Source organism: Bacillus sp. SH5-2 (assembly GCF_008368905.1).
Classification (GTDB): domain Bacteria; phylum Bacillota; class Bacilli; order Bacillales; family Bacillaceae_G; genus Bacillus_A; species Bacillus_A luti.
Genome location: NZ_QOSD01000013.1, coordinates 38,456 through 56,453, shown reverse-complemented (window position 1 = coordinate 56,453; position 17,998 = coordinate 38,456). Strand labels below are relative to the sequence as shown.

Genomic DNA, 17,998 nt, shown 5'->3' with positions numbered 1-17,998 from the left:
TAGCGCAGAATCTCACTTGCACCATCCTGTCGTTTTCGATTAAGTATTATTTATCCCTATCACCCAAAATAGAAAAAAGATATCTCTGCTATCTAAATGTAATTCCACATTCATGAGATTAACTCTCCCTCCTATTTTTTCTATCCTTTAACCAACTATAAGAAGAATGCGATTATATACTTGAAATGCAACAAATCCTCTTTAAAAGCCTATACGTATTTTCCCTCCATCTTCTATATGCTTCCGTAAATAATAATACTTATGGAGTTCTATAATCATATAAAACAAAACAAACGAAAACACTGTGCATGCAGACATAAATACAATTGCCCCCATCTGTTGTGTTGCAATGCTAAGAATTATATTAGCAATTAACTGCCCCGATCCCGCTGCAATAGCTGCTACTTTTACACCACCAGTTCCTTTCGACGACTTTGATTTTTTTCTTGGTTCCTGAAGTTTTTCAATATGATTTTTATAAAAATAATACAAAGCAAAACCATACAAACCAAATGAAAGAATAAAATAGATGGGAGTTTGTAATTGTAACACTTCATAAGCATATTTTTGAGTTATAACCAATAATCCGACTGAACATATGGCGCCATATACTCCTCGAAATAGGGTGTATTGTAATTGTCGTTTCCGAGGATTGATAGCAATCCATATCGCCCACAAATTTAAAAAAACAACTGGAGGAGTTACTATATATACATAGAGTAATCGAAAAGGATTCGCAAAAGCGGGCAACAGAATAAATATGTCCGCTCCCACAAGAACAAGGGCAATTATTTGGAATCTTATTTCATTTACAGGATAAAGAGCCATATAATGTACAAAAGCTTTCTTATTAAAATCTATACTTTTTTTCATATTAATTAAACCACCCCGCTACTGTTGACCAAGTTTTTTTCGCACCCGTTTTCACCATATCTTTAATACTATCATCTTCACCATCACCATCTAAATCAACATCCCATTTCACACCTTCTGTAAAATATGTTAGTCCTACTGAAACAGCAAATCCAGCTGCCGCAACCGCCAGAACTGGTGCTGCTGGGAGGGCAGCAACTGTAAGAGCCGTTGCCCCTACGGTTACTGCTCCTCCTACAACAACATTACCAATAATATCCCCTGCGATTTTATCATTTGATTCATTATTTTTGATATTCTCACTTGTATCCGTATATGAGTCTATAGCCACACTAAACCATCCAAGTTTATCCTTTAAAGCCATTTTAGACGCACTTAGCGCACTTCCATTTTTTATAAGAGCATCTATTTCTTTTATCGTCTTGCTAGCAGTTCCATTTGTCATTTTTGCCGCGACATCATCTACATAATAAATCTTATAATCCCTATACTTTCCATTAATTTTTTTATTTCCCTTAAAACCGGAATATTCTCTTACAAGGACGCGTTGTGCTCTTCTGTCCAAATCGTATGTTACCTTATAACCATTAATTACTTTATTAGCCTTTTCTATTACTGCCGCTGCACCTGTAAGTGTTCCGAATATATTCCCCGGTCCATCCAATGGTGCATTCCAACTGAATCCAGTCATACCTAAAAATGAATCTTTTTTGTCTACTTCACCAGATTCAGAATCCTTATTTAACCTTTCAACTTCACGAGCTTTATCTTCTGTAATTTTTTGAATAGGCCCCGTCCAATCCATATTCAATCCTTGTGTACTAAATGTACCGCTGACGCCACTAAACCCTTTCCCACTTTGAACTTCCGCAAGACCTGCAGCAATACTCGCTGCTAATTGAATTGCTGTACTATAATTATTACTAGAGGTCTGATTGAATTGATACAAATGATCCAGCTTTTCTTGCAGTTTTTGCCTCATGACAATAAAAAGATTTACCATGGCATCCATACCCGGCATTGGCATAGCTTGATTGACAGCTTCCATACTTGTTTTCATTCGGTCAATTTCCCGAATTTGTTCTAATATCTCTTGTTCAATTACATCTGTGGAAGCGACTTGTGATTGAAATTGACTTGGAAAAGCATCATTCTGACGGATTAATTCTTCACACAAATAAATAATTCCTTGTGCCAAAGGTCGAAAGGTTTGTACAAAAAATGCTTTTGCACTGCTATATGTTTGCCCTTGTAACACAGTATCAGTTGCAAAAGCATCAATCGACTGAATTGCTTGTTCCATACCTTGAATGGTGGCCGTACATACAGCGTTCATACTTTGAGTTTGGTTTTGTACTTCTCCCAAATACATATTTAAACTCATGAATTAGCCTCCTTTACTAATTGTTGTTGTTGATAGGAAAGGGCGTTTTCTAAATCATTAAGGTCTCGTCTTTCTTTAAGCAACGTTTCTTTTTTGTTTTCCAATTCAAATGTGACTTTTCGTTCAATATGTTGTGCATCTTGATACGTATTCATAAAAAACTGGGACATTTCTCTATCACCATGCCAAGTTCCTAAAATTCGATCAAACAAACGACGATTTCGACTTCTACATTCATAAAAGTCTGCTTCCGCTTGTTCTTGAGCTTGAATCGCAGATTGATTTCGGTCTTGTTCTTCAAATACACTTCGTAAATTTTGATCTACTTGATTAATTTGTTTTTCAATATCTTGACTCATCTTTTTCCTCCTACTATTTTACTTTACGTAGGTTGTCACATTAGCGAAAAGTATTGTGAAGTTCGTTATCCATTCTCTCAAATTCATTAGATACCGAATGAATATTATCAACCGCTTGTTGAAAGGCAGCGGAAAATTGTTTCGTCAAGTCTAACATTTGTTGATTCGCTTCTTGTGCTTTGAAGTTAACAGATAATGTTGTACGCGTCGCCTTTGTTATAGAACGACTGGTTGCACTTTGAATCCTATCAGAGGCTGATCCCATTTTCGTAGCAATTTGCGTTGCTGTTTGTAAATTACTTTGAAATTGTCCCATTCTTTCAAACCCTTTCTATAAGTTTTCCAAATGCATCAAAGAAATCTCATAAAATATATATCCCTATCAATATCACTCGCTAGGCATGCAATCAAATGAGCCATACAATATAAGCTGTATGGCTCATTTGAAATGCTTGTTATATAGAGTAAAGCAATTTTTATTTCAAACCGAAATTACGTGATAATTCTTCATCATGAGAAGCAACAGCCTCTGCAGTTTTATTCAGCTGCATATTAATTTCTTGCAATAGCTGTGCAAAGTTTTGTACTTTTGGCTTTAATTCATTGAACTGTTGATCAAAACCTTCGAAAGCACGACCTTCCCATTCTCCTCTTAATTCATTTTGTAAGTTTTGTAATTGACTTAAAATATCCTCAATTTGATTTGCACCTTGTCCATATCGAGTCGCTTTTGATTTAAGCTCCTCTGGTGACATACGAATTTGTCCAGCCATTTTCATTTCCCCTTTAATACATAATAAGCAAAATATATTTTGGTTAATTTTACTAAACATATTATAATGTATTATTCTGAACTTTTAAACGTTTTATCTTTCTATTGAATATTAGAATATTAATATTCTACTTTTTCTTGCTTTACAAGATTTTATGCAAAAAAGAACACCAAAAGGCAGTCTCAAAACTTAATCCTATTCCCCATCCTTCCTTTATCTAAATGTAATTCTATATTTATGATGTTGCTTCTCCCTTTTCTTTTCCGCAGTCTTTACTGGCTATAGGAGAACCGCGATTATATACTTATATATTCAATACAGACTCTTTAAAAGATTTCATGTGTTCTACCCCCATCTTCTATATGCTTCCTTAAATAATAGTACCTATGGAGTTCCATAATAAAATGAAACAACATAAACGAAAGCATGGAGTATACACACATTAATACAATTGCTACCATCTTTTGTGTTGCAAAACCAAGACTGATATTAGCAACGAGTTGACCCAATCCTACAAAAGCCACTACTCCCAAACCAGAGTTTTTTTTCGATGATTTTGATTTTTTTAAAGGAAGAAAAAGACAATACACTAGATACACTTTGTATTTAATTCAATACACATTTCTAATAATATCCCCAGTAAGTACTCATGAACCTAAAATATATTAAAATTAATAAAAAACTGAAATAACATCAAGAACTTGCAGATTTACAATTTACGGGTACTACCCCATGCCCATCAACTTAAGAGTTTTCTAACACCCCAAAATAAAAAAATTGTACATTTTCACATGAAGATGTCAATTTTCTCGTTTTGGAGGTGTTTGTATTTCTTAACTTGATAGCGATGTGGCGGGTCCTCTAAATCAGCATCTCGAAAACAAAGGGGCATGCAGAATTAAAAAGAACAGACTTTTCTTTTTTGAAAAGTCTGTTCCAAAAATAAATAAATTCAAGTAATTACCATCCAAGCCAAACAGTGCCTTGGTGCCATGAACCATCTGTATTTACTAGAGTTACAACATAGTTTCCTGCTTTCATAGGACCAAAGTAATTATAAACATAATTACCACCACTCATTGGCCCTCCTGTTACATTATGGGTTACAGTGTTTCCTGATGATAAACTTTTTACTACAACTTTAAAATTAAAATTTTTATTATTTTGAATAGCTACTCCAATAGTTCCGTTGTCTGCTACAGATACAGTTTTTTTCACTTGAATTGATGTAGAAAAATTATAACTACCGGAATATCCCCAATCAAATGCTGCAACTGCTTTTTCTCCAATAAGATTATTTTTATCAGAAAGATTTGGTACAAATGGTCTTTCGACTTCATTTGTATTTTCAACTATACTTTCAATTCTATCTGGAATAGGTTTTACTGTATCAGCGGATGCTGCACCAATCCCCCCAGTTAATGCAATACCTGTTGCTAATGCTCCGACTACTAATTTCTTGAACATAAAAAATCCCCCTTTAATAGTTTTGTAACTCATACATCAAATGTATCATTTTTTACAAAAAAGAAAATATTTAGAATTTATAGAAATATTAGTTTAATTATTAAAAATATTCAGTCTTAAATTTATCAAAGTTTACACTCATAAATTACTGTAAAATAATGAAATTTCCGTTTTGGGGATACTTGAAATTACTAGCTTGATAGCAATGGGGTAGCACCACACATCCATCAACTTCAAAATTTAATAGTGTCCTCATAACGAAATTCTGTGTTAACTTATAACAAAAAAAGAGGAGCCATCTCCTCTTCATAAATAAACACTATTTAATTTGTTCCTTATACTCATTGTTAACAACTACATACCATTTTCCTGTATCAAATTTTTCTTTATTAATCACATAAACTTTACTTTCTCTCATTACCTCCCCTGGTTTTAATCCCTTAGTAATAGTAGAGGTCTCGCCTTTTTCAACCGCATAAGTACTAGCTGCCCACACATCACTTTGGTAAGCATTATCATTTTCATCCACTAAATCCACTGATGGTAAAACGGCTAATTTCATCGGTTCGTTTGTGATATTTTTCCCTTCTGCTTCTACAACAATAAAGACATGTCCATCTTCAGGTTTTTGGAATCCTATACTTTCTTTACCAACCTTATCTCTTTCTACAACTCTTTTTACAGTTACATCAAATTTAGGCGTATGAAAATCCTTGTTTACAGCATACTCTTTTTCTTTTATTTTTGATTTCTCTTTTGTTTGTTCTGTATTTTTCTGCTTTGTATTCTCTTTCGTTTTCGCCTCATCAGTTGTTTGCACTTTCTTTTCTTCTTGTTTAGAATTGGTTTCTTTAGATTCTGAAGAAGTTTTGTCGGATGTATTGCCGCAACCAGATAAATTGAATACTAAAGCGCCACCTAAAATACATGTAGTAAATTTTTTCAACATCTCTTTTTATCCCCCAATAACACGATATGTAAATTCCTTACTTATCATAGCAAAAAATACGATCTTAAATTGTTGCATCTTGTCGAATAATTAAGAATAATCGAGTTACTTTACGTCCATTGCGGTAGTCCTCCTATGTATGGCGTAAAATAGACATTTACGTTTGTCATGCTCCTATTATGGCAAAGCAATTTGTATTTTCCCTGTAGTTTGTCTGTAGCGGAGAACATCAAAAAAGACCGGCAGGAATAATCCTGTCGGTCAAAGTGATAAAGCTTGATTGCTAACATTAGGGGTGCAGACGCCTCATAACAAAATGGCTGAGATAAAACAGATAGGCGAAATATAATACTACGCAAACAGTTACTACCAGAGCAAGTATATTTACAACCTTAACAGTCCTGTTTTTGAAAATCTTGAACAATAAAGCATAAATACCAATGCCGATTACCCCTCCAAGCGTATTGTCAAGTACATCAGTAATATCGCTTCTTCCCATTGCGAAAATGAATTGTATAGTTTCAAACGCCAATGTCAAAGCAACAATTGGAAGAACTTTCTTCATAAAAGGCCATTTGCTTTTTAGCATACAAATATATATACCTAAAGGGATAAAAATAAATATATTAGCTCTTATTTCTCTAAAATCAATAGTTCCGCTGTCATCGAAAGACCCCTGAAATGGAATCAGATTGATTACTCGTATCCCATCTGATATTTCAGAAGAAAAAAACGGTAATTTGAAGAGAATGACGCCTGTCAACAGCAGCATATATACTACAAACAATGTAATTGTAAGTTTATTTCGGTTTTCTGATTTCATTATTTTTTCTCCTTGTGTTATTTATGCCTTTGGCAAATCCATCCAAAATAGAACGCCATCCGGAACGTTTTCCAAAGCATATTCAATGTTCATTGCTTCCAACGTTTTCCGCACGATGGTCAAGCCTAAACCGCTGCGCCCACTTTTCCGCCCCCGCACTTTATCCATACGGTAGAATGGGTCAAATAACTTAGGCAGAACTGTATCGTCTATCCTTGCATCTGTGTTTAGTATGCAAAGGCGATATTGTTTAGCCGCAGGCTCGCTCCATATCCTAATTTCACCGCCTGTAGGCGTATTCTGTACTGCGTTCAAAATGATATTGGAAAGTGCTTTTTGAAGCATTTTAGAATCGACAAGGCAGTTTTGTCCGTCAGGAATGTCCATAACAATGCACTGACCGTTTGCTTCAGCTAATATCTGAAAGTCAGGCAGTATGTCAGCCACTATTTGCCTGACTTTCAGTTTTTCAAGATCCTGAGAGATTTTCCCATCGCTCAGGTTGACAATATCCAGTATCTCGGAAATCACATCGTCCTGCGCGTCCATCATCTTCACGCATTCGCGCAGGTATTTGGGATGGTCTTTGTAATCACCTACATTTTCGAGCATACCCTCCAGCAAGATACTTGTTGCCGCGATAGGCGTTTTTAGCTCATGTGAAGCCGCCGAAAAGAAATATCGCTGTGCTTCCTCCATTTCCCTTACCCGCAGGATTTCATTTTCTAACCGGGAAATGGTATCTTTCAACTTATCGTACATAGAGTGAATGTCACGCGACAAATCGCCTAATTCATCCCGGCGTATAGGTAGGCTTTGCGGTACATCTTCAAGCCTTGTCATTTTCCCGGCGTCATCCGCCAGTCGCTTGATGGGGTTGGTTATCTGACGTGCAAAAACATACGCGCACACAAGGCAGAGGGCGAGTATAATGGCAAACGCGACCAATGCCCGCACAATTATTTCATTGTAAAAGGCAGTTAAGCCCGGTCTGGTCTGGGCGACGACAGAATAGCCGCGGGCTTTATCATTATGCACCACATAGTAAAAGTCACCATTGAAATTATCCGAGGTATCAGCACCCGGCGTAGCGTAAATCACGCTGCCATTATCATCTATAATGCAAAACTCAAATGATTGGTTGTTGTCACGAAACCTTTGCGCTGCTGCGGGAATATCGTTATAATCACTATTTTTTACTCTATTGACCAAAGGCTGATAGGACACTAATATTTGTTCCCTTTCAACTGCTCTGTACAGTGTTAAGAATTGACCTGAAAACAATGTGGCAGTTACGAAAACAATCAACAGCATAGCAACTATCGTATAGGCAAAAATCTTAATAAATATCCCATTCTTTTTCATGAAGTTTCCTCCAATCGGTAGCCCACCCCGCGTACTGTTTTGATGATATTATCCGGTAGCTTCGCCCGTAGGTTTTTAATGTGAGTATGCACGGTGCTGCCATCACCGTCAAAATCGTAGCCCCAAACGCGGGACAAAATAACTTCATGAGATAGTGTTCTGCCATTGTTTTGCACCAGTAGCATTAAGATTTCAAACTCTTTAAGGGTCAAAAGTAATTCTTCGTCGTCATAAAAAACCTTGAAATCTTCCGGCAAAAGTGTCAGCCTGCCATAGTGAAGTTCCTTTGCCACCGCACCGCTGCGACGGAGCAGCGCCTCCACACGTTTCAGCAATAGCTGGATCTTGAACGGCTTAGTCACATAATCGTCCGCTTCCGCATCAAATGCTCTGATTTGATTCTCATCATCGGAAAGAGCGGTCATCATCAGAACCGGCGTATTATTCAGCTTACGGAACTCCCTTAAAAGCTCATGACCGTTCATTCCCGGCAGCAAGATGTCAAGAATGACAAGCTGATAGGTGTTATCATAAAACTTGCTATGCGCTTCATCCCCGTTAAAACAGGCATCCACCTTATATCCCGCTCCAGATAAAAAGACTTTTACTGTATTGCAAATATGCTCATCGTCCTCGACAAGCAGTATTCGTATATCCATAAATGTATACCTCCGTAAAAAAGATAACACAGCAATCTGTATTTTCCCTGTAGTTTTAAGATTTATTTCGTTCGTCCATCAACAGGTTCTACGGCATCCTCTGGAATAGCCCATGTCCAGCCGAGCCGATATGCACCTATAATCCTGCCCTGCTTACATAAAAGCTGTATCCGACGATCTGAAATGCCCCATTTCTCACTGGCTTCTTTCGCCGTCACCAAAACTCATTACCAAAAACAAAGTGCCGATGATTAGTGGTTAATATCTTTTTGGCAATGGCTTAAGCGAACACATTACAATCAATTTTTATAGTTTTGACTGCTTACCGTACAAAATTTCCGAAATGTTGGTGGTACGCCTTCAAATAATTCTTCAATTTCTTTTTTGTTTATTAGAACTTCCCTCCTATTTATTCAAATCTACGAATTCATTTTACATCACTTTTAACTTTATTTTTTGCACGGTAAAAATTAACAAAATAACAATAAGAGATTTACTTTTGTTTTTAAATGACTTTATTATCAATATGCAACCCCAACACAAAAGAAAAAAGCACTAGGTCCCCCTAGTGCTTTCTCCTCTAAAATAAATGACAAGCCACCTGATGCCCCTTCGCAATCTCCACCATTTTCGGTACTTCCTGCGCGCATTTTTCAGTGGCGAATTTGCAGCGCGTTCTGAATTTGCAGCCGGATGGTGAGTTGAGCGGGCTTGGAACTTCACCCTCTAGAATGATTCGTTCTTTGCCTGCGTTTGTTGGGTCTGGTTCTGGCATGGATGAGAGTAGTGCTTGTGTGTATGGATGTGCCGGTTTTGTATATAGGTCTTCGCTGTCGGCAATTTCTACTATGTTTCCTAGGTACATGACTCCGATTCGGTCTGATATGTGTCTTACCATAGATAGGTCATGTGCGATGAATAAGTATGTGACGCCTGTTTCTTCTTGGATGTCTTGCAGCATGTTTACGACTTGTGCTTGGACTGAGACATCGAGTGCTGAGATTGGTTCGTCACATAGGATGAAGTCAGGTTTTACAGATAGTGCGCGCGCGATGCTGATGCGCTGTCTTTGGCCTCCGCTAAATTCGTGCGGGTAGCGATATAGGTGTTCTTCTTTTAGGCCTACTTTTTTGAGTAGGTCTAGAATGATTTCTTTTCTTTCTTCGGCTGTGTAAGAGCCATGAATGTTCATCGGTTCGCTAATAATTTGGAATACGTTCATTGCCGGGTTTAATGATGCGTATGGATCTTGGAAAATGATTTGCATTCGTTTTCGATATTCTTTTAGTTCACTTTCTTTTAAATTCGCGATGTCTTGTCCGTCGAATAATATATTCCCTGAAGTGACGTCGTGTAAGCGAATGATGCTTCTTCCTGTCGTTGATTTTCCGCAGCCTGATTCCCCTACTAGCCCGAATGTTTCACCCTTTTTTATTGTGAAGCTTAAGTCGTCTACTGCTTTTAATTGCTCTGTTTTTCTGCCGAATAGTCCTTTTTTAATAGGAAAATACTTTTTTAAGTTCCGTACTTCAATTAAGTTTTCTTCACGCATGGGAATCACCTACTTTTTCATCGTTTAACCAGCACATAGAGCGTCTTTCGTTTCCGATTTCAAAATATGGCGGACGTTCTTTTTCACAAATGTCCATCTTATGCGGACAACGCTCTGCGAATGGGCAACCTTTCGGCGGATGTAGTAAGTTTGGCGTTACACCTTGAATTGGCGCGAGTCTTTCTTTTACGCCGTTCGATATTTTCGGCAAGGAGTTTAATAGCCCCTTCGTATATGGATGGTTCGGCGATTGGAAAATATCAAGTACAGCTCCTTCTTCCATAATAAGTCCGCCGTACATAACGATAACTCGTGTACAGTTTTGCGCGACGATTCCAAGGTCATGCGTGATGAGCAATAACGACATATTCGTTTCGTTTTTTAAGTTTTTCATTAAGTCTAGTATTTGCGCTTGTATCGTTACATCAAGTGCTGTCGTCGGTTCGTCCGCAATGAGAAGGTCTGGGTTACAAGACATCGCCATTGCGATCATCACCCGCTGTTTCATTCCGCCGCTTAGCTCATGCGGATATTGTTTTACCCTTTCTTCCGGCGAAGAAAGACCGACTTGTTTTAACAAGTTAACCGCGATGCGCTCTGCTTCTTTCTTTTTCACTTTTTGATGCCTTATAATTACTTCTGTCATTTGCTTTCCAATTTTCACAACTGGGTTTAATGCCGACATCGGATCTTGGGAGATAAGTGAAATTTGATTTCCTCTAATAGAGCGTAATTCTTTTTCTGATTTAGAAAGTACGTTTTCATTTTGAAAAAGAATCTCTCCTTCTTTCACTTTCCCCGGAGACGTAACGAGAGCCATAACGGATTTGGCCATAACGCTCTTTCCGCTTCCCGATTCGCCAACAATCCCGACGACTTCCCCTTTTTTCAAACTAAATGAAACGCCGCGAACAGCTTCTACTTCGCCGCCCTCTATGAAAAAAGAAGTCTTTAAATTTTTTACTTCTAATAGTTTTTCAGACACGCTTTTCACTCCCCCTCACTTAAAGCATTAGTTCTCATGATGAGCCCCTTTTGGTGCGAAAGCTTTTTTCAACGCTTCACCGATCACGTTAAAACTTAGTACTGTTAATAGAATAAGGAACCCTGGGAAGAGTGTTAAATACCAAGCTTCACCGATATATCCTTGCGCATTATTTAGCATGCTACCCCAAGATGAATCTGGTTCTCTAATACCTAATCCTAAGAAGCTAAGTGATGATTCCATTAAAATAGATGTCGCAATTGTTAATGTCGCTGCGATTATAATGGTCGATAAAATGTTTGGAATGATATGTCTTACAATAATCATAAATGACTTTTGCCCTGACACTTTTGCATATAACACGTACTCACGCTCTTTTACCGATAACGTTTCCGCCCTTACGATACGTGCGGTGTCCATCCATGTCAGTAATCCAATAATAAGAACAAGCGTTGTAATTCCTGGTTTTAAATATGCATTTAATAACAGCATTAAAAAGAATGATGGAATCGACATTAACACTTCCACAATTCGCATTAAGAAGTTGTCTAACTTTCCGCCAAAATATCCGCTAATTGTTCCGACTGCGGTCCCGATTGTAATAGAAACAACCATCGCTAGAAAACCAACCGCAAGCGACACTCTTCCTCCATATAATGCTCTCGTTAAGTAATCCCTTCCGTAATCATCCGTTCCGAAAGGATGACTCATACCCGGTTCTTGTAAACGATCTGGAATCGACATTTTACTAGGATCGTATGGCGATACGAATGCAAAAATTGATGCGATCGTTAAAACCGAAAGTATAATAACTCCCATTACTACAAACTTATTTTTTGTAAAACTACTTTTTATCGTTTGAAATCTCCTATTATTCATTCCAAATCACCCCCTCATTCGAATGCGCGGATCTACTACGCCATATAAAATATCAGCAATTAAATTACCGAGAATTAACATGAATGATGATAATAATGTGATTGCCATAATAATTGGATAATCAAATCTAAAAATAGCATTCACCCCGAGCGAACCAAGTCCCGGCCATGAGAATACTGTTTCCGTAATGAACGCTCCGCCTACTAAACTTGGAATGGATAATCCGAAAATTGTAATAATCGGTATTAATACATTTCGAAGTACGTGATTAAATAAAACTGATTTCTTCGAAGCACCGTACGCATATTGAATTTGTACGTAATCTTCTTCTAATTGCTGGATTGTACTTGAACGAATATATCTCATATAAACAGATACATTCTGGAACGCAAGCACCATGCAAGGTAAAATGCCGTGCTGGACAATATCCCATAAGGAATCTTGACCGACTGTGCGCATACCCATACTCGGAAGAAGATTCAACTTTAACGAGAATAAGTAGATTAATAGTAAAGCGAACCAAAAGACTGGCATTGAGATTCCTACATAAGAGATAAAATTTACAATGCGATCAAAGAACGAATTCTTTTTCACCCCTGTAAGTAGTCCAAGCGGAATTGCGATTACAAAGGAGACGAGTAAAGATGACCCCATTAATCCGATTGTTGCGGGTAATCTTTCTGTAATAAGTTCTAAAACAGGACGATGATTTTGAAGTGAATATCCAAAGTTCCCTGTTAAAATATTTTTTAACCATAAAATATATTGCACGTAAATCGGTTGATCTAGTCCTAAACTTTTGCGAATACGCTCGACATCAATTGGGCTCATATTCGGCGTTACAAAGTTTCGAACCGGATCGCCCGGCGCTAGTTTTATTAATAGAAAAGAAATAATAGAAATAACAAATAAAAGCGGAATTGCATTTAAAAGCCTCTTTGCAATTACTTTATACACGAACTTCCCCCCTCAAGATAAAGTGAAACTTTAATCAGCAGAGCTTCCACCTCACTTCCCCGCATTCGCCGAGTTTTGTGGTGGGAGTCTTACTGCCCATTAAAGCGGGATAAAGAAGCTGATTTTCACCAGCTTCTTTATCGTTTCTTATTTCACTTCATAAATCTTCGATAGATCTTCAAACATTGTAACTGGAATTGCTTTTGCTTCTTTTAATCCATCAAACTTTTTATCTACTGCAATCACTGCTTTCGGATATGCGATTGGAAGATAAGGTAAATCTTCTCTCGCTGTATCTTGGATTTTATGGTAAAGCTCTGCGCGTTTCGTTTTATCTGTTTCAACTGCAGCTTCTTCCCATAATTTATCGAAGTCAGCATTTTTATAACGTGCATAATTGTACTCGGCATTGCTTAAGAATAAGCTCTTATATGAATCTGGCTCTGGTCCCATTATGTAACCACCGAATGTAATGTCATATTCTTTATTTTCTTTATCTAAGCCTTTTTCACTTGCTGCACTAGCATCTAATGCATTCAGTTCAACTTGTAAGCCAATTTCTTGTAATTTTTGCTGTGTATAAAGTGCTAAGCTTTCCATAATTTTATTATTCGTTACATACATAACACGTACTTTTTCTTTATCTTTCACACCAGCTTTTGCTAATAAATCTTTCGCTGCTTTTTGATCATACTTATACTCTTTAATATCTTTCGCATAATACATAGCGTCTGGCGTTAAGATTGAATTTGCCGGTTCTGCAAATTGACTAGAAACGAACGCTGAGTTAATCATTTCTTTCTTATCTAAAGCATGTGCAATTGCTTGGCGCACTTCTTTCTTCTTCATAAGATCTGTATTGTTGTTATAAGATAAGTAGAATAATCTACCTTCTGGGAATGTCACCATTGAGAAGTTCCCTGTGCTATCTAATTTCTTAAAGTCTTGTGGCTCAATCATCTTCATGTTGATTTGACCATTTTGAAGTGAAACATTTGCCGTATTACGGTCTTTTACAACGCGGTACACGATAGAATCTAATTTCGCTTTACCAGCAAAATAATCATCGAATCGCTCTAACGCAACATATTCATCCGATTTAAACTCTTTGAATTTAAATGGACCTGATCCTACAGGTTGTAAGTTTTTCTTACTCTTCACTAAATCCGCTTCACCTTCAAATACATGTTTCGGAATTGGGAAGAAATCATTCATAACCCCTTCGAAAGATGCACTTACTTGTGGTAATACGAATTGAGTCGTTAGCTCATCCACTTTTTTCACCTCAAGCGGCTTTCCTTTAAAAATAAAGTTTTCACGGCTTGAACTATTTTGCTTCTCATCTAAAATTGATTGGAATGTAAATGCAATATCATCTGATGTAATTTTCTTACCATCATGCCATTTCAAATTATCCTTTAATTTTAAAGTCCATGTTAATTGATCCTCTGAAGGCGTAAAGCTCTCAGCAAGAACAAACTTTTTCTTACCGTCTTCCATATGGTACAGCGGTGCATATAAAGCTTGCTGCACAGTTAATGACACACGATCATTCGCATAAAGCGGATTCATCGTTTCTGGATTGTCACTAACGCCAATTGTTAACGTCCCTCCATCTTTCGGAGTCCCTGACGTACTAGTTCCCGCTTGCTTCGAAGAATCTTTCTCCCCAGAGCAAGCCGCTAATGCAATAAGTAATAGTAGGACAAATGGTAATGCAAACAATTTCTTTTTCATATTTCGACCCCTCTCGACTATTTACACCTATAAGAAAACTCGGAATTAATACCGAGTTTTCTTATAGGTTTTAAAATACCACTGCCTGTATGTATTGTCAAACTTTTTCATAAAGGTAGAAAGTTTGAAATCTACCAATGAATTCTTGCGATAAACTATATTTATGCGGGGCGTAAAATAAAAAGACCACGAAAAAATGGCCTTGCAAAATGAGTTGAAAAACTAGCAGTCTACAGAAAATTTCTCTAAAATGGGATTAAATACAAGAAATATTTAGGAGGTTATCATGACATTTGATGAATTGAAAAAAAACAAACCAACAACCTCATGGGTTGAGTATGATGAAGATGGGGAGTTTTTCACTGAAGAAAAGATAAGTGCAACAAATAAAGTGCTTGATAGTTACATAAATCATTTAGAACAATTAGGGGAAAATCCAACCGAATCCGCAATAATGCAAGGCGTTAAAGAGGTAGTTATTAAAATAAATGAATTAAATATCGAACATGACCATTTTATCGAAACAATGGAAAGAGAAGATCTCTATGAATTTATCGATACAGCAGCACAAATAGCTGGCTTAGAATCCGAAGAAGACATAACAGAAGAATGGCGGGAGTGGTAAAATAGCTACACCTCTAATTGTTAGAGGTGCAGCTTTTTTCATACGCCAATTGAATTAATGATTTCATATCCGCACAGGATTCACATGTTCCAACATATCATTAACATCTTCTAAATCAAATCCCTCTGGATCAAGGACTAATTCTCTTATACATATTATAGTAAGAACTAATTCACACCTTTAAGCCAACATCGCTTCTATCCTCTCCAATAAAAATTCTCCTGTCCATCTGTAATAGATCTTCCGTCAATGTTAACTCTACGTTTTGATATTCACCTTTTTGCTTATATTTATCTACAAACGAGTCTCATTTTGCACTTGATCCCACCAGTAATATTTTAATTAATGGCTTTGAAAAATATTATTGAAAATATTCAGAATTTTCACTATAATACACTAGAATATATTAAAAAAGGGGGGATTCAATGTCTCAGATTGAAACTGAAATAAGTCAATTTGGATACAAACAAGAATTAAAGCGAAGCCTTGGTTTAAAAGAGCTGACCATTTATGGCATGGTCTTTATGGCTCCACTGGCACCAATGCAAGTGTATGGAATGGTAGCCCAGCAAAGTTTTGGCATGTCATGTTTGGTGTATATCGTAGGGGTAATTGCCATGTTGTTTACTGCCTATAGCTATAGCCATATGGCAAAGGAATTCCCTATATCTGGATCTGTATATTCGTACATCCAACGCGCAGTAAATCCGCATGTTGGATTCGTAGCAGGTTGGATTATCCTTGCTGACTATGTCCTACTGCCTGCATTATTGTATTCGATGACTGGAAACTGGATGACCGGAGTCTTTCCTAATGTCCCTTCTGCAATATGGGCGTTGCTGTTTATTGCTATTAATACGTATATTAATATCCGGGGAATCACAGTTACTTCTCGAATGAACATGATTATGTTTTATGTACAAGTCATCGTCATTGCAGCCGTATTAATTGTTGGTATTAACTATGTATTTGTAGGTGGTCACGGCACTGGTGGATTTACCTTTGATCCATTCTTCCAATCTAACCACTTCAATTTTGGACTGATTGCCACTTCAACTACAATCGCCGTCCTTGGTTTTTTAGGTTTTGATGGGATTAGTACGCTGTCGGAAGAGGCAAAAGAACCAAGAAAAACGGTTGGAAAGGCAACGGTTCTTTCCATTGTATTTATCGGATTTTTCTTTGTGGCTCAAGCATATATCGCACATTTAATCCATCCAAACTATGCCAACCTCGACCCAGATTTAGGTTATTTTCATATTTTGAAAGAAGCCGGTGGTACCGCCTTTTACGTAGTAATCATCCTTATCAACGTAGTTGCTATAGCCGGAGCAGTAAATTTAAACTGTATGGCAGCGACTTCTAGAATTCTCTATTCTATGAGCCGTGACAATCTTCTACCATTCTCGAATGTGTTTAAGAAGATTCACCCAAAATATCAATCACCAGTAAATTCAACTTATTTGTCTGCCATCATATGTGCCGTTACTGTTCTCACGTTACCAACAGAAACAATCTTAATGGTTGTTAACTTTGGAGCCGTTACTTCATTTATGATTTTAAATTTATGTGTTTGTTGGTACTTTTTCTTTAAAAAGAAAAATCGTGGTTTGAAATCTTTTATATATTATTTGATTATGCCTTTGGTTGGTTTTGGCATTGTTACTTTTGTTTGGTCAGGATTCGGCCTAAAGACCTTTATTTTTGGAGCTTGCTGGTTGATTCTCGGAATTACGGTAGGCGCAGTTAAATCAGGTGGATATAAAATAAAGCCACCGGCATTCCGAGAGTAATACAATTGAATGGAGGATTGGCGTATGAGATTGTTAGGAAAAGTTGCAATTGTAACAGGAGCTGGAAGAGGAATTGGCGCAGCTATTGCAAAACGATTCGCTGAAGAAGGGGCGAAAGTCGTGGTGAGTGATATCATCGATCAAGGAACCGAGGTGGCAAAGGAAATAAAAAATGCGGGTGGCGATGCTGAATTTTTCCGTATAGATGTTTCCGATTCCAATCAAGTTCAAAGTTTAATCAATTATACTGTGGAACATTTTGGCGCTTTACATATTATTTGTAATAATGCGGGGATAAATGTACCTGGAAAAATCGAGAATATCACGGAAGAGGTGTGGGACCGGACCATGGATGTAAATGTGAAATCCATGTACCTTACGACCAAGTTCGGTATCCCTGAGCTGAGAAAAAATGGTGGCGGATCTATCATTAATTTAGGTTCTGTAAACAGCTTGGTTGCCGAGCCTATGTTATCTGCATATGTGGCTTCCAAAGGAGCTATATTAATGCTTACCAAGGCGATAGCATTGGATTATGCCAAGGAAAATATTCGTGCCAATTGCATTTGTCCAGGCTGGGTGAATACTACCATTAACGATGCACACGCGAATCTAATGGGTGGTATCGAAAACGTACTAAATAATATCGATGACTTCCAACCAATTGGTCGTGTCATTCATACAGAAGAAATTGCGAATGTCGCTTTATTCCTTGCCTCAGATGAATCATCAGCAATGACTGGTAGCGCTGTAGTTGCAGACGGTGCTATGACAGCTAAATAGAAAAGGTACTCACATATTGGACATGACTAATATGT

Annotated in this window: 18 protein-coding genes and 1 pseudogene; 3 read left to right on the top strand and 16 right to left on the bottom strand. The window is 37.3% G+C overall.

What is annotated here, in order from left to right:
* Window positions 1-201: 201 nt before the first annotated feature.
* From DN410_RS10400 to DN410_RS10320, 16 genes and pseudogenes are all read right to left on the bottom strand, one after another.
* Window positions 202-873 (bottom strand): hypothetical protein, encoded by a 672-nt coding sequence (locus DN410_RS10400; protein ID WP_149176436.1) that lies wholly within the window; start codon window positions 871-873, stop codon window positions 202-204.
* A gap of 1 nt (window position 874) precedes the next feature.
* The gene (locus DN410_RS10395) at window positions 875-2,257 is read right to left on the bottom strand and encodes a T7SS effector LXG polymorphic toxin (protein WP_149176435.1); all 1,383 of its coding nucleotides are present in this window, start codon (window positions 2,255-2,257) and stop codon (window positions 875-877) included.
* Window positions 2,254-2,616 (bottom strand): DUF3958 family protein, encoded by a 363-nt coding sequence (locus DN410_RS10390; protein WP_149176434.1) that lies wholly within the window; start codon window positions 2,614-2,616, stop codon window positions 2,254-2,256. Before DN410_RS10390 ends, DN410_RS10395 begins: the two co-directional genes overlap by 4 nt.
* Before the next feature lie 40 nt (window positions 2,617-2,656).
* On the bottom strand, window positions 2,657-2,932 hold the full coding sequence (locus DN410_RS10385) for a TIGR04197 family type VII secretion effector (protein ID WP_149176433.1): 276 nt from the start codon (window positions 2,930-2,932) through the stop codon (window positions 2,657-2,659).
* Between the two features lie 160 nt (window positions 2,933-3,092).
* Complete coding sequence (locus DN410_RS10380; protein ID WP_000918602.1) at window positions 3,093-3,389, bottom strand: WXG100 family type VII secretion target; 297 nt, start codon at window positions 3,387-3,389, stop codon at window positions 3,093-3,095.
* 326 nt (window positions 3,390-3,715) lie between these two features.
* Window positions 3,716-3,961 (bottom strand): annotated as a pseudogene (locus tag DN410_RS10375) (hypothetical protein); the annotation flags it as partial.
* A 388-nt stretch (window positions 3,962-4,349) separates the two neighbouring features.
* Window positions 4,350-4,856, bottom strand: coding sequence for a hypothetical protein (locus DN410_RS10370; RefSeq protein WP_149176432.1), 507 nt, complete (start codon window positions 4,854-4,856; stop codon window positions 4,350-4,352).
* A gap of 319 nt (window positions 4,857-5,175) precedes the next feature.
* Window positions 5,176-5,805 (bottom strand): hypothetical protein, encoded by a 630-nt coding sequence (locus DN410_RS10365; protein ID WP_149176431.1) that lies wholly within the window; start codon window positions 5,803-5,805, stop codon window positions 5,176-5,178.
* 289 nt (window positions 5,806-6,094) lie between these two features.
* Window positions 6,095-6,628: a VanZ family protein gene (locus DN410_RS10360; RefSeq protein ID WP_149176430.1), complete on the bottom strand. Its 534-nt coding sequence runs from the start codon at window positions 6,626-6,628 to the stop codon at window positions 6,095-6,097.
* 21 nt (window positions 6,629-6,649) lie between these two features.
* A complete protein-coding gene (locus DN410_RS10355; RefSeq protein WP_149176429.1) occupies window positions 6,650-7,993 on the bottom strand; it encodes a sensor histidine kinase in 1,344 nt (447 codons plus the stop codon).
* Window positions 7,990-8,652 (bottom strand): response regulator transcription factor, encoded by a 663-nt coding sequence (locus DN410_RS10350; protein WP_149176428.1) that lies wholly within the window; start codon window positions 8,650-8,652, stop codon window positions 7,990-7,992. The genes DN410_RS10355 and DN410_RS10350 overlap by 4 nt, the downstream gene beginning before the upstream one ends.
* A gap of 580 nt (window positions 8,653-9,232) precedes the next feature.
* Window positions 9,233-10,204, bottom strand: coding sequence for an ABC transporter ATP-binding protein (locus DN410_RS10340; protein WP_149176559.1), 972 nt, complete (start codon window positions 10,202-10,204; stop codon window positions 9,233-9,235).
* Window positions 10,197-11,189 (bottom strand): ABC transporter ATP-binding protein, encoded by a 993-nt coding sequence (locus DN410_RS10335; protein ID WP_149176426.1) that lies wholly within the window; start codon window positions 11,187-11,189, stop codon window positions 10,197-10,199. Before DN410_RS10335 ends, DN410_RS10340 begins: the two co-directional genes overlap by 8 nt.
* A 27-nt stretch (window positions 11,190-11,216) precedes the next feature.
* Window positions 11,217-12,068 carry an ABC transporter permease gene (locus DN410_RS10330; RefSeq protein ID WP_071710759.1) on the bottom strand — a complete coding sequence of 284 codons (852 nt, stop codon included), beginning with the start codon at window positions 12,066-12,068 and terminating at the stop codon, window positions 11,217-11,219.
* Between the two features lie 6 nt (window positions 12,069-12,074).
* A complete protein-coding gene (locus DN410_RS10325; protein WP_149176425.1) occupies window positions 12,075-13,025 on the bottom strand; it encodes an ABC transporter permease in 951 nt (316 codons plus the stop codon).
* 147 nt (window positions 13,026-13,172) lie between these two features.
* Window positions 13,173-14,762 (bottom strand): ABC transporter substrate-binding protein, encoded by a 1,590-nt coding sequence (locus DN410_RS10320; RefSeq protein ID WP_149176424.1) that lies wholly within the window; start codon window positions 14,760-14,762, stop codon window positions 13,173-13,175.
* A 286-nt stretch (window positions 14,763-15,048) separates the two neighbouring features.
* Between DN410_RS10320 and DN410_RS10315 the strand changes: the two genes are divergently transcribed.
* The 3 genes from DN410_RS10315 (at window position 15,049) to DN410_RS10305 (ending at window position 17,963) form a co-directional block, all read left to right on the top strand.
* A complete protein-coding gene (locus DN410_RS10315) occupies window positions 15,049-15,387 on the top strand; it encodes a hypothetical protein (protein WP_149176423.1) in 339 nt (112 codons plus the stop codon).
* 425 nt (window positions 15,388-15,812) lie between these two features.
* A complete protein-coding gene (locus DN410_RS10310) occupies window positions 15,813-17,180 on the top strand; it encodes an APC family permease (RefSeq protein ID WP_149176422.1) in 1,368 nt (455 codons plus the stop codon).
* A gap of 24 nt (window positions 17,181-17,204) precedes the next feature.
* Window positions 17,205-17,963: an SDR family NAD(P)-dependent oxidoreductase gene (locus tag DN410_RS10305; RefSeq protein WP_149176421.1), complete on the top strand. Its 759-nt coding sequence runs from the start codon at window positions 17,205-17,207 to the stop codon at window positions 17,961-17,963.
* The last annotated feature ends 35 nt before the right edge of the window (window positions 17,964-17,998 follow it).

What these genes read in the sequence shown, in the direction of transcription:
- DN410_RS10355 (WP_149176429.1), bottom strand. Translation starts at nt 7,993, where the DNA reads ATGAAAAAGAATGGGATATTTATTAAGATTTTTGCCTATACGATAGTT.
- DN410_RS10360 (WP_149176430.1), bottom strand. Translation starts at nt 6,628, where the DNA reads ATGAAATCAGAAAACCGAAATAAACTTACAATTACATTGTTTGTAGTA.
- DN410_RS10350 (WP_149176428.1), bottom strand. Translation starts at nt 8,652, where the DNA reads ATGGATATACGAATACTGCTTGTCGAGGACGATGAGCATATTTGCAAT.
- DN410_RS10365 (WP_149176431.1), bottom strand. Translation starts at nt 5,805, where the DNA reads ATGTTGAAAAAATTTACTACATGTATTTTAGGTGGCGCTTTAGTATTC.
- DN410_RS10370 (WP_149176432.1), bottom strand. Translation starts at nt 4,856, where the DNA reads ATGTTCAAGAAATTAGTAGTCGGAGCATTAGCAACAGGTATTGCATTA.
- DN410_RS10400 (WP_149176436.1), bottom strand. Translation starts at nt 873, where the DNA reads ATGAAAAAAAGTATAGATTTTAATAAGAAAGCTTTTGTACATTATATG.
- DN410_RS10320 (WP_149176424.1), bottom strand. Translation starts at nt 14,762, where the DNA reads ATGAAAAAGAAATTGTTTGCATTACCATTTGTCCTACTATTACTTATT.
- DN410_RS10380 (WP_000918602.1), bottom strand. Translation starts at nt 3,389, where the DNA reads ATGGCTGGACAAATTCGTATGTCACCAGAGGAGCTTAAATCAAAAGCG.
- DN410_RS10390 (WP_149176434.1), bottom strand. Translation starts at nt 2,616, where the DNA reads ATGAGTCAAGATATTGAAAAACAAATTAATCAAGTAGATCAAAATTTA.
- DN410_RS10385 (WP_149176433.1), bottom strand. Translation starts at nt 2,932, where the DNA reads ATGGGACAATTTCAAAGTAATTTACAAACAGCAACGCAAATTGCTACG.
- DN410_RS10340 (WP_149176559.1), bottom strand. Translation starts at nt 10,204, where the DNA reads ATGCGTGAAGAAAACTTAATTGAAGTACGGAACTTAAAAAAGTATTTT.
- DN410_RS10315 (WP_149176423.1), top strand. Translation starts at nt 15,049, where the DNA reads ATGACATTTGATGAATTGAAAAAAAACAAACCAACAACCTCATGGGTT.
- DN410_RS10395 (WP_149176435.1), bottom strand. Translation starts at nt 2,257, where the DNA reads ATGAGTTTAAATATGTATTTGGGAGAAGTACAAAACCAAACTCAAAGT.
- DN410_RS10310 (WP_149176422.1), top strand. Translation starts at nt 15,813, where the DNA reads ATGTCTCAGATTGAAACTGAAATAAGTCAATTTGGATACAAACAAGAA.
- DN410_RS10305 (WP_149176421.1), top strand. Translation starts at nt 17,205, where the DNA reads ATGAGATTGTTAGGAAAAGTTGCAATTGTAACAGGAGCTGGAAGAGGA.
- DN410_RS10330 (WP_071710759.1), bottom strand. Translation starts at nt 12,068, where the DNA reads ATGAATAATAGGAGATTTCAAACGATAAAAAGTAGTTTTACAAAAAAT.